Raw genomic sequence first — 10,257 nt, forward strand, 5'->3', positions numbered from 1 at the left:
AAGGGCCCCGCCGTGATGGCGGGGCCCTTCGTCGTTGCCGGGTCGGTCAGTTCAGCTCGGCCACCTGCGCGGCCTTCAGCAGGGCCTGCACGTCCAGCTCCTGGCCGGGCTGGATCGCGCGGCGCTGGCGGGCGTCGGCGGCCGCCACGATCGCGGCCACCTTCGCCTGCTCCTGGTGGTACTCCCACTGAGCCGTCGCCACGGCGCCAGCGGTCTCGATCGCCTTCACCCGGGCCTCGTTGAGCCCCTTGGTCTCCTCCATGACCAGCTCGTGTTCCTGGGTGCGGGTCTCGCGGCGGTCGGCCCGCCACAGCGGTGCACAGAACGCGTACACCGCGGCGGTGCACCCGGCCCACAGCAGGGTGGCCAGCTGCCAGTCCGGCGTCCACGCGGTCACCCCGGCGAACGCGAGCACGGCCGCCCCGCCGAACGAGACGCGCACGGTCTCGTTGTCGCCGTGCTGCTTCGACGCGGCGACGCACCCCGCGCACCCGGCGAGTGCGGCCAGGCTGCCCGTAATCCACAGCGGGGCGGTGGAGCCGTCCGGGAGGTTGTGCCCCCAGCTCCACGCGAGCGCGGACATGCTCGTGGTCGCCAGGGCCGGGGCCAGGCGCCCGAAGTGGTCCCACAGCCAGCGGCCGGCGGACCGCTGCGGCGGCAGCTGCGGGGCGGGGCGGAACGTCGGGGGCACGGGCTGCCGGTGGGCCTGCTCGATCAGGTAGAGCGCCGGATCGAACGGCGCGGGGCTCTGGTCGCTCACAGCGTCATCTCCTGTCCTCGGGTGAACTCCTGCTGGTGCTGCTCGCTGGCGCGGTACCGGTCGTCCCGGCCGCGCCGCTCGTCCTCCTCGCGCTCCCGTGCGGCCAGGTCGCGCTGCCTGCGCTCGGGGAGCGTCGGCCCGTCCTTGCCCCACACGGTCACCTCGCCCGGGTTGGCCGTGCCGTCCGGGGAGGGCTCGATGGCGGCCACCTCCTGGCCCCGGTACATGACGGTCCCGGTCGGGGTGATCTGGAAGCCGTGTTCGCCCTTGGCCGGGTCGTCCCGGACGATCCGCTGTCCGTCGATCGACACGCCCCGGTGGTCCAGGGAGACCTTGTGGCCGTTCTGCTCGACGGTGAGGCGGGCCTGCCCGTTGCGGGCGTTGTCCCGGTCCCATCGCCAGGGGTTGAACTCCTCGTTCTCCTTGCTCACCGGTCCACCTCCGGCTCGGCGGAGCGGTCGCCAATTGGCGACTGCGGGTCGTACGGGGTCAGCTCGGTCTCGTCGCGCACGTACAGCGGGTGTCGGGGGTGGCCCTTGCCGGTGACTCCCAGGGACTCCAGGGAGTGGCCGTGGCCGACCAACAGGGCGGTGACGGCGTGGGCCTGGCGGGCGCGCTCGGAGCGGCTGACGTCGCCCCACGCGGCCGCGACGCGTACGGCGTCGTCGGTGGCCTCGATCAGCGCGGCCTCGTTGAACGGGCCGATCGGGTCGGGGTGCGTCCGGAGCTGGCCCGGGTCCTTCGAGCGGAGCGCGAACAGGTTCACCACGACCATGCCGCCGTGCCCGGCCGCCTTCGCGAACGAGGTGCAGCGGCGGATCGTGGCGTCGTCCTCGGCGTGGTCCGCGGTGGACGGGTTGAGCATCACCCACACTATGGGCGCGGTGTCCTCGTCCCAGATCCGGTCCAGCCGGTACCGGTAGGTGCCGCACGGGCTGAGCACCGCAGACCCGTGCGGGCCGGTCTGCAGCTCCAGCCCGTGAGCCTCGGCCCACTCGGCGGCCGCCGGCCGGGCCGGGCCCGCCACGGTGGCGGGCTCCGGCTCGACCTCGACGGCGAACATCGGCAGCTGCACGCCACCCTTCATCTGCAGGACCTGGCGGCGGGTCACCACGCCACCTCCAGCGGCTCACCGGTGACCGCCTCGACCAGCGCGGACACGATGACCTCGGCCACGGGCGGCGTGACCGCGTTCCCGTACTTCCGCACCTTGTCCCGCTTGCTGCCGGTGACGATGTACGTGTCCGGGAACGCCATGGCGGCGCCGATCTCATGGGGCTCCAACATCCTGAACCGCACGTCGCCCAGGTCGACGTTCTCCTCGACCTCCGCGAGCGACCAGCGGTCGCGGGTGGTCACGGTGCCCACGGGCTCCTCGACCGTGCGGGCCGTGCCGGTGCTGTAGTACGGGATCAGCAGGCGCTGGCCGGTGACGAGGCCGTGGTGGTTCCCGCTCGCGCTGACCGTGCCCACGGGCTCGTCCACGCCGTACGCGGTCTTCTTCGACCCTCCGCCCCGGAGACTGATCTGGAACGGCGGGATGGCCAGTCCGGTCTCGTTGCGGGCGGTCTGGGTCCGCATCGGCTCCTCGGTCGACGTCGCCACCTTCCCGTCCCGGCCTTCGGTCGGGATGAGCAGGGGCGGCACGGCCAGGGCGTCCGTCTCGCGGGTCGTGCGGGTCGGCATCGGGTCCTCGACCGACACGGGCTCGGTCCGCCAGGTCCCGCCGGCGGGCACCGTGAACGGCTTCGCGAACTTCGCGATGCCCCGGGCGATCCGCTCCATGGTGGCGTCGGCCAGGGGCTCGTCCCGGTCCGCGATCCGGCGGCCCTCAATCGACCAGTCGATGACGGCAGAGGCGGGCATCACCTCGGGCTCCACGATCGCGTTGCGGCACTTCGCGTTCGGGCACCGGTACCAATACTGGCCGTTGCGCCCGTACGCGCCCATGTCGACGTTCAGGCGCTTGAAGACCTGCATGGCCGACACCGTGGCGTCGCACGTCCGGCAGTACGCCTTGGGCCTGAGCCACTTGTTCCAGTCCGGCGTCCGGCCCAAGCTCTTGAGCCAGTAGGCGACGAACAGGCGGTTCCTCGACTGCGGGGCCCTGCGGCTCCCCCGGGCCTTGACGTGCATGGAGTTGACCGCGATCACGCGGACCTCGTACAGGCCCCCGCATCGGACCTCGCGGAGCCAGCGGGACCACTGGTCCCACTTCCGGCACTCCACGACGTTCTCCACGACTCCGCACAGCACGGGCTTGCCCCGCAGGACCATCGCGTTCAGGTAGCGCGGGACCTCCTCCATGAGCGCGCGGGCCCGCTTGATCTCCGGGTCCGGCTCGCTCTCCCCGAACAGCACGCCCTGGGTGGAGTTGTCGAAGTCCCGGCGCTTGCCCCGCGCGTTGCTCCACGGCGGGCACGACGGGCTCGCCCAGAAGATGTCCGCCCGGGGAAAGGTCTCGATCTTCGCGCGGGCCACGTCGCCCTCGAAGTGGTCGGCGTCGGGGAAGTTGCGGGCGTGGTCCTCCACGGCGTCCTTCTTGTGGTTCGCCGCGAAGATGAGTTCCGTCAGCGGCTTGCCCTCACGGTCCTTGACCGCGGTGGCGCCCTTGCTGGAGCCGCCGACTCCGGCGAACTCGTCGTAGACGGTCAGCACGGGCCCGCCTCCTCACGCAGGACGTGGGCGGCGGTCTCGCTCGACAGCTGCTCGCGTACCTTCTCCACGAGGGCGGCCGGCGGGGTCCACAGCTGCTGTGCGCCCGCCCACGGGATCGGGAGCGGGAGGGCGGTCACCTCGTCCAGGACGAAGTGGAAGTTCCCGGTGGTCGACCACGGGGTGCACTCCCCGTCGTCCTGGTGGCAGTCGATGATCCGGGCGACCGCGAGCACGGCCCCCAGGTCCAGCTGCAGTCCGCGCACCACGGCGGCGACCATGGGGCCGTGGCGGCGGTCCACGGTCTTGCCCGCGTGGATGAGCACGGGGCCGCGGTACGAGGTCGGCCACACCCTGTTCTCCACGCGCTTGTCCGCGTAGGTGATGGCGGCCGCCCAGGGCTGGCGGATGGTCAGGGCGCGCATCAGCTCATCACCTCGGCCACGGCCTTGCCCATCCCGAACAGGACGAGGGCGATCACGACGGCGACGGCGAGCACGGTCCTGCTGGCCTTCCAGATCTTCCGGAGCCCCACGGACAGGGCGAGCGCGGCCAGCACCACGACGGTGCTGTACGCGGTCAGCCCGGACAGGGCCGCCTCGATCGCGTTGCGGCCGATGTCCACGGAGGTGGCCATGACCAGCACGGAGAAGACGAGGGCGGCCAGGGCGATGAGGCGTTCGCGGGCGACGGTCACGCGGACGCACCCCCCTGCGGGGCGACGACGACGAACGCGGCGTCGGTCAGGTCGTAGTGGACGTGGGCGGTCGGGTACTCGCCGGCGCGGTACTCCCCGGCCAGCCACTCCGCGCGGCTGTCGGCGCGCAGGTCGGCGTCGGAGATCCGTTCCAGCACGGTGGGGTTGGTGCAGTGCGACATGGGTGTGCCTCTCCATCAAGGCGTGCAAGGGGAGGCGGGCCGGTCGCCAATTGGCGACCGGCCCACCGGGGGCCCTATCGGGCGGGGTGCGGCCGCGCCGGCTGCTGCTGCGGCTGGCGTCCGTCGCGCTCGTGGGGCTGCGGACGAACCGGCAGGGGCGGGCGGGCGCTCACTTGCGGCCCCTGATCCCGCTCATGGCCTGGCCGTGGCGGCGGAGGTCGGCCTCCGCCTTCTGGCGGGCGGCCTCGGCCTTCTTCACGGCGTCGTCGGTGGCGCTCATGCGCTCACCGCCAGCTGGCAGGTGCAGCGGACGGTGGACGCCTCGCCGTTGCGGCGGATCACGACGGTGTCGAACCCGTCGCAGTCGGCGCACGGGGAGCTGAACGCCGGGCCCTTCTTGCCGACCAGCACGAGGCGGGGGCGGCTCGCGGGGGCCGGGATGGAGATGCCGGTGGTCCGGCTGGCAGACTTCTGCACGGAGATCCCTCTCTCTGCGAATAGGGGTGTCCCAGCTCGGAAGGCGCGTCAACGCCGTTCCGGGCGGAGAGGGTCGGGGCGGGAACCCCGGCCCTCTCGTTCGTTCTGGTTCCACCGTAGGGCCTTTTTTCCTAGGTTGCAAGGAACCTAGGAAAAATAGTTGCTAGGAACCTAGGGACCTGCTTTCATAGATCCATAGCCGCGCAGTGGGATCATCCCTCCACCCGCAGTACACGGAGAGGTGGCGACCACATGACCGAAGACCCCAAGCCCAAGCGCAGGGGCCGACCCAAGAAGGAGGAAGTCGTTCGGATGCGACCCCTCAACGTGGAAGTGCCGGAAGACCTTCAGCTGCACCGCCGGGGCACGCTCTGCAAGCTCGACACCGGAATGAGCTTGAAGGAACAGGTGGCGGCCGCGTACGACGAGTGGCTGGCCCGGAAGGGCTACGCCAAGCCCACGGACGAGAGCTGAGAGAAGGAACCCCGGTGGTGAGGACACACCACCAGGGCCCAGGACGCTGAGATTTGGAGACCTACATGCGTCACCACCAGGGTACGGCCGCTGATCCCCCCGGATCGGCCACCGAGCCTGAAGAGAAGAAGGGCATTCCGGAACTGACCCGGGTCCACTACTGGCTGATCGGGATTGTCGCCCTGGGTGCGGTCGTCATCGCCTCCATCGGCTTCGCCGGCTCGTACAACGCCGTGCGTGCGCTCGCCGTGGAGAAGGGGTTCGGCACCTTCGCGTACTGGTTCCCCATCGGCATCGACGCGGGAATTGTCGTGCTCCTCGGCCTCGACCTGCTGCTGACCTGGCTCCGCATCCCGTTCCCGCTCCTGCGCCAGACGGCATGGCTCCTGACGGGCGCCACGATCGCCTTCAACGCGGCGGCCGCCTGGCCGGACCCGCTCGGCGTGGGGATGCACGCCGTGATCCCCGTTCTCTTCGTCGTCTCCGTGGAAGCCGCGCGGCACGCGGTCGGCCGGATCGCGGACATCACCGCCGACAAGCACATGGAGGGCGTCCGGATCACCCGGTGGCTGCTCTCGCCTCTGCCCACCTTCCGGCTGTGGCGCCGGATGAAGCTCTGGGAGGTCCGGAGCTACGAGAAGGCCGTGAGCCTGGAACAGGCCCGGCTCATCTACCAGTCCCGTCTGCAGGCCCGGTTCGGCCGTGGCTGGCGGCGTAAGGCCCCGGTGGAGGCGCTGATGCCGCTCCGGCTGGCGAAGTACGGCGTGCCCATCTCCGAGACGGCGCCGGCGGGCCTGGCGGCTGCGGGCATCCCGGTGCCCGCCGAACTGGAACGGCTCGACGGCCGCCCGGAGCGCCCGGCCCTGCCGAAGCAGGCGGCCGCCGAACCGGTCGACGTCGACCTGACGGAGCACCACGGGCACTACGAGGACCCGGTGGAGGAAACCGCGGGGCACCCCGAGCCGACCCCGGCCCCGGAGCTGGAAGCGGCCCCGGAACCTGAGCCGGAGCCGGAGCCGTACTACGAGGGCGGGTACGAACCGCAGCGTCAGCCGTACGACCAGTTCCAGCACGGCGGCCAGCTGGCGGCCGCTGGCGGACCGCTCGCGGCCCGAAGCGACGGACGGCCCGCGATGGTGCAGGCCCGGATCGACGGGACCGACTGGCTGCAGAAGACCCCGGAGCCGGAGCCGTTCACCCCCGAGCCGGAGGTGGAGCCGTACGCGGACGAGGCGGTCCAGTCGCCAATTGGCGACTACCCCGAGCCCGTTCCGGCGCCTGAGCCGGAGCCGGTGCCGGAGGTCATCGACGAGGCCGTGGACGAGGGCCTGGACGAGGACGAGGACGGCGCGAACGGGGGGCCGGAGCCTGAGCCGGACCTGACGGGCGTGGAACTGCTGGAGTACCGCTACCTGCGGCTTCCTGCGGAACAGCGCTACCCGAACCAGTCGGCCAGCGCGCTGGCAAAGGCTCTGCACCACGGAAGCGGCTTCACGGAGGGCACGGCCCGGAAGTACCTGAAGCCCATCATCGACAAGCACAGCTGAGAAAACCCGGGGCTGAATGTCAGTCCTGGCTCGTACGGTGATCGTGAGGTCACCGGTCACTTAAGCGCCCCCGGGAGGCGCTGGTACCGCCCAACCCGGGGACTTCGCGACAGAGGAGAGTGCTCGTGTCACGCAAGGAAGAGAATCCCACACCCCCCACCACCGACCTGCCGGGCGGGATGATGCCGCACTGGCTGCACCGCATCATCGACGCTCACAAGCCCTCCGCGCTCGGCAAGTCCCGCCAGGGCACCGCGTACGCGGCGGCCGGACTGCCCGCCGTGGCGCTCGCGGCCGGTGCCGAGAACGGCGGACTCCCCGAGCCGTCCGTGGGCGGGGCCCTCGACCTCATCAACACCGTGGGCTCGAACTGGCCCCTCGGCGGCTGGCCCGGGTTCGGCCTCACGGTCGTGGCCGGCGGCGGCCTCGGGTACCTCCACCTGAAGCAGAAGTGGGACCTGGGCAAGTCCGGCCCCACCACGAACGGGAAGGACGCGGCCCGGGTCGGGTTCGCCAACCCCAAGGAACTCAAGAAGTGGCTGTCCCAGGAAGGGCTCCGGGCCCGCGCGGACACCCTCCGCCCGTCCCTGGAAGGTGCGAAGCGCCGTTCCATCAGCCCTCACGAGGTCGGGCTGCACCTCGGAACGGATCTCCTCTACAAGAAGGGGCTGTTCGTCGCCTGCGAGGACATCGTGCTGATGTACGCACCGCCGCGTACCGGCAAGTCCGCGCAGTACGGCAACGCCATCATCGACGCGGCGGGCGCCTGCGTGGTGACCTCGACCCGCGGTGACCTCTACGACCACACCCACCAGCTGCGGCGGACCTTCAACCGCCCCGTCTGGGTCTTCAACGCGGGCGTGAGCGGGGCGCAGAACACCCTGCACTGGAACCTGGTAGAGGGCTGCCAGGACCCGGTGGTGGCCCTGCGTCGCGCCGGGTACCTGCTCGCGGCCTCGGCCAGCGGGGAGGCCATGGAACACGCCTCCTTCTGGGAGGGCCACTCCTTCATGGTGCTCTCCTGCTACCTGATGGCGGCGGGCCTGCGGGGCTACGACCTGGCCCAGGTCCGGGCCTGGGTGACCGACTCGACCGACCGTGAGCCCCTGGAAATCCTGGAGAGCCACCCGGAACTGGTGCCCGCCGGCTGGGCCCGGGGCCTCTCGCAGATGCGGAACGCCCCGGAGAAGACGCGGGACAGCGTGTACCTGACGCTGGTCCGCTCGTTCGAGTTCATGTCGCTCCCCCAGGTCATGGACATCGTGTCCCCCCGGCCCGGACAGCAGAAGTTCGACGTGCAGGACTTCCTCCGCTCGCGCGGCACCCTGTACCTGATGGGCCGTGACCAGCAGTACGGCAGCGTCGCCCCGCTGTTCACCGCCCTGGTGGGCGAGATCTACGAGGCGGCGTACCTGGAGGCGGACAACAGCCCCGGCGGCCGCATGGACCCGTACGTGCGCTTCGTCCTGGACGAGGCGGCCGTGATCTGCCCGCTTCCCCTGCACAAGTGGTCGGCGGACGCGGGCGGCCGGAACATTCAGCTCCTGGTCAGCGTCCAGTCCCCGTCCCAGCTGCGGGAGCGGTGGGGCCACAACGGGGCGCAGACCATCATGAACAACTCCGTCCGGGTCGCCCTCGGTGGTCTGTCCATCCCGCAGGATCTGGAAGAACTCTCCCTGCTCTGCGGGGAGAAGGACGAGGAAGTGGCCTCCTCGTCCGCCACGGACGAGGACAAGAAGTCCCGCAACGTCTCGGTGCGGCGGGTCCGGATCATGCCGCAGGACGCCATCCGGCAGATGAAGGAAGGGACGGGCTTGGTCTTCTACCGGCATCTTCCGCCGATCCGGTACGCCTTCACCCCGGTGTGGAACCGGAAGGACGTCAAGGAACTGCTGAAGCAGGAGAAGGCACAGGCGAAGCTGGAGGCCAAGCTGAAGAAGAAGGGCGTACAGATCGCCGGGCCCGTCCTCCCGCCGCAGATGCCCGCCACGGCTCCGGTGATCCCGCAGCAGCAGCCTGCCGCGTACCCGGGGACGATCCCCGGGCAGGCGCCGGCCGCTGAGCAGAACGTTTGGGGGCAGACCGGATGATCGACCAGCCCAAGGAGACGAAAGCCGTCTGGGAGCGGACCCGCGAACTGGGTCGGCAGCTGGACGAGGTGAACGGCCGCCTCGAAACGCTGGAGGGGCAGAACCTCGCGGACCGCATCCAGGAACTGTCCCTGGTCGTCAAGAAGCTGGCGGACAAGCCCAAGAGCGATGCCGGAGCGGTCTGGAACTGGAAGACCTTTGGCCCGCAGCAGCAGGCGGAAGCCTGGGAGATCCTGCTGACGTGGGTGGAGGGCACGTTCCGGGTCCGCTGGCCCCGCTCCTACAAGGAGATGCTGGGATACACGGAGCGCCCCTCCTCGTGCTGGTGGCAGCACCCGGACATGGTGGAAAGCCTCACCAGCCTGATGATGAGCCACCACTGGGCCTACCTCGACAAGGAAGCGTCTCCGCTGCGGGTCGCTGAGTGGCTAGGCCGCTGGCTCCCCGACGCCGTTCGCCAGGGCAAGTTCATCCTGGAAGAGTGCAAGGGCGGCGGCAACGGCCGCGACCCGGGCAACGGCCACAAGCCCAACCCGTTCGAGAACAAGAAGGTGGAGGAAGACCGCGAGGAGCTGGCGCGGTACCTGCACCTGCTGCGGACGGGCGAAGTGCTCAGCTGATCCGCCCACCCAACGACAGAGGCCCGGACCGATGGTCCGGGCCTCTTCGCGTGCCGTACGTCATCCTGCGGGCGGCACGGGGCGTTCCTCGTCCGGCCAGAAGCTCCAGCCCACCGTGTACTGGACCCCGGCGGCATAGTCCCGGTCGACGTCGGGCCAGTCGTTGCCCTCGATCCGGTCCCGGGCGTGCGTGCGTTCCAGCCCCACCTGGCGGTTGGTGTACGGGTACTCGTACCACTCCTGGCTGATCGGCGCGGCCTGCAGCTCGCCCAACAGCCACGCGGCGGTGGCCCACACTCCGTGGGCGGCCGCCTTCGCCTGGCGCACCTCGACCTCGACGTGCACGCGGGCGTCGTCGCCGGCGTGGAACTGGCGGGCGGCGTCGTCCCGGACCGATTCCAGCTCCTGCCGCGTGCGGCGCACCCCTTCCGGCAGACCTGGTGTCCCGGGCGCCTTCGCTGGAACGGGCGTCGGGCCGTACTCGTGGCCAGGCCACTGGGGTGTCGTCCCGGGCGCCGGCTGCGGCCGCTCGGGCGTCCGCAGTACGTCACCGATCGACTGATGGAGGCGCCGGGGGCCGTGCCCGCCGTGCTCGCTGCTGCTGGCCATGGAACGAAGGTAGCCGCGGGGACTGACACGGTGCCAGAGGTTCCGTCCTCACGGCCGCGCCGTACGTCCGGGCTGAGCGGGGTGGTTCCCTCGTTGGGCGGCAGACTTCAGTCCAGTGCGCCGTTCGTCGGCTGTCCAGGATCGGG

13 protein-coding genes are annotated in these 10,257 nt (G+C 70.8%); 4 read left to right on the forward strand and 9 right to left on the reverse strand.

Translation table 11 applies throughout. The features are described 5' to 3' along the window. Positions 1 to 46 precede the first annotated feature (46 nt). The 8 genes from ACF1FZ_RS33610 to ACF1FZ_RS33645 all read right to left on the reverse strand — a co-directional run bounded on the left by ACF1FZ_RS33610 (position 47) and on the right by ACF1FZ_RS33645 (position 4,771). On the reverse strand, positions 47 to 760 hold the full coding sequence (locus ACF1FZ_RS33610; protein ID WP_391777163.1) for a hypothetical protein: 714 nt from the start codon (positions 758 to 760) through the stop codon (positions 47 to 49). Continuing rightward, positions 757 to 1,191 (reverse strand): hypothetical protein, encoded by a 435-nt coding sequence (locus tag ACF1FZ_RS33615; RefSeq protein WP_391777164.1) that lies wholly within the window; start codon positions 1,189 to 1,191, stop codon positions 757 to 759. Before ACF1FZ_RS33615 ends, ACF1FZ_RS33610 begins: the two co-directional genes overlap by 4 nt. Next, positions 1,188 to 1,871 carry a DUF1643 domain-containing protein gene (locus tag ACF1FZ_RS33620; protein ID WP_391777165.1) on the reverse strand — a complete coding sequence of 228 codons (684 nt, stop codon included), beginning with the start codon at positions 1,869 to 1,871 and terminating at the stop codon, positions 1,188 to 1,190. Before ACF1FZ_RS33620 ends, ACF1FZ_RS33615 begins: the two co-directional genes overlap by 4 nt. Continuing rightward, complete coding sequence (locus ACF1FZ_RS33625) at positions 1,868 to 3,418, reverse strand: DNA cytosine methyltransferase (RefSeq protein ID WP_391777166.1); 1,551 nt, start codon at positions 3,416 to 3,418, stop codon at positions 1,868 to 1,870. The genes ACF1FZ_RS33620 and ACF1FZ_RS33625 overlap by 4 nt, the downstream gene beginning before the upstream one ends. Beyond that, a complete protein-coding gene (locus ACF1FZ_RS33630) occupies positions 3,412 to 3,840 on the reverse strand; it encodes a hypothetical protein (RefSeq protein ID WP_391777167.1) in 429 nt (142 codons plus the stop codon). Before ACF1FZ_RS33630 ends, ACF1FZ_RS33625 begins: the two co-directional genes overlap by 7 nt. Beyond that, the gene (locus ACF1FZ_RS33635) at positions 3,840 to 4,112 is read right to left on the reverse strand and encodes a hypothetical protein (protein WP_391777168.1); all 273 of its coding nucleotides are present in this window, start codon (positions 4,110 to 4,112) and stop codon (positions 3,840 to 3,842) included. The genes ACF1FZ_RS33630 and ACF1FZ_RS33635 overlap by 1 nt, the downstream gene beginning before the upstream one ends. Next, on the reverse strand, positions 4,109 to 4,294 hold the full coding sequence (locus ACF1FZ_RS33640; protein WP_030902838.1) for a hypothetical protein: 186 nt from the start codon (positions 4,292 to 4,294) through the stop codon (positions 4,109 to 4,111). Before ACF1FZ_RS33640 ends, ACF1FZ_RS33635 begins: the two co-directional genes overlap by 4 nt. A gap of 276 nt (positions 4,295 to 4,570) precedes the next feature. Then, on the reverse strand, positions 4,571 to 4,771 hold the full coding sequence (locus ACF1FZ_RS33645; protein ID WP_391777169.1) for a hypothetical protein: 201 nt from the start codon (positions 4,769 to 4,771) through the stop codon (positions 4,571 to 4,573). A 252-nt stretch (positions 4,772 to 5,023) separates the two neighbouring features. On the opposite strand from ACF1FZ_RS33645, the gene ACF1FZ_RS33650 reads away from it, so the two are divergent. The 4 genes from ACF1FZ_RS33650 (at position 5,024) to ACF1FZ_RS33665 (ending at position 9,502) form a co-directional block, all read left to right on the forward strand. Next, complete coding sequence (locus tag ACF1FZ_RS33650) at positions 5,024 to 5,245, forward strand: hypothetical protein (RefSeq protein ID WP_391777170.1); 222 nt, start codon at positions 5,024 to 5,026, stop codon at positions 5,243 to 5,245. Positions 5,246 to 5,310: 65 nt separating this feature from the next. Further along, positions 5,311 to 6,792, forward strand: a complete 1,482-nt coding sequence (locus ACF1FZ_RS33655; RefSeq protein ID WP_391777171.1) for a DUF2637 domain-containing protein — start codon at positions 5,311 to 5,313, stop codon at positions 6,790 to 6,792. A gap of 125 nt (positions 6,793 to 6,917) precedes the next feature. Then, positions 6,918 to 8,882: a type IV secretory system conjugative DNA transfer family protein gene (locus tag ACF1FZ_RS33660; RefSeq protein ID WP_391777172.1), complete on the forward strand. Its 1,965-nt coding sequence runs from the start codon at positions 6,918 to 6,920 to the stop codon at positions 8,880 to 8,882. Next, positions 8,879 to 9,502 carry a hypothetical protein gene (locus ACF1FZ_RS33665; RefSeq protein ID WP_391777173.1) on the forward strand — a complete coding sequence of 208 codons (624 nt, stop codon included), beginning with the start codon at positions 8,879 to 8,881 and terminating at the stop codon, positions 9,500 to 9,502. The genes ACF1FZ_RS33660 and ACF1FZ_RS33665 overlap by 4 nt, the downstream gene beginning before the upstream one ends. A gap of 60 nt (positions 9,503 to 9,562) precedes the next feature. Here ACF1FZ_RS33665 and ACF1FZ_RS33670 read toward each other — a convergent pair whose 3' ends face one another. Next, complete coding sequence (locus ACF1FZ_RS33670) at positions 9,563 to 10,111, reverse strand: hypothetical protein (RefSeq protein WP_391777174.1); 549 nt, start codon at positions 10,109 to 10,111, stop codon at positions 9,563 to 9,565. Positions 10,112 to 10,257: the final 146 nt, after the last annotated feature.

Origin of the sequence: Streptomyces sp. NPDC014623, assembly GCF_043088245.1 — a bacterium.
Lineage (GTDB): Bacteria > Actinomycetota > Actinomycetes > Streptomycetales > Streptomycetaceae > Streptomyces.

Bases quoted from the DNA above. Each gene is read 5' to 3' on its own strand.
- ACF1FZ_RS33630 (WP_391777167.1), bottom strand. From the start codon at position 3,840: ATGCGCGCCCTGACCATCCGCCAGCCCTGGGCGGCCGCCATCACCTAC.
- ACF1FZ_RS33640 (WP_030902838.1), bottom strand. From the start codon at position 4,294: ATGTCGCACTGCACCAACCCCACCGTGCTGGAACGGATCTCCGACGCC.
- ACF1FZ_RS33650 (WP_391777170.1), top strand. From the start codon at position 5,024: ATGACCGAAGACCCCAAGCCCAAGCGCAGGGGCCGACCCAAGAAGGAG.
- ACF1FZ_RS33655 (WP_391777171.1), top strand. From the start codon at position 5,311: ATGCGTCACCACCAGGGTACGGCCGCTGATCCCCCCGGATCGGCCACC.
- ACF1FZ_RS33665 (WP_391777173.1), top strand. From the start codon at position 8,879: ATGATCGACCAGCCCAAGGAGACGAAAGCCGTCTGGGAGCGGACCCGC.
- ACF1FZ_RS33670 (WP_391777174.1), bottom strand. From the start codon at position 10,111: ATGGCCAGCAGCAGCGAGCACGGCGGGCACGGCCCCCGGCGCCTCCAT.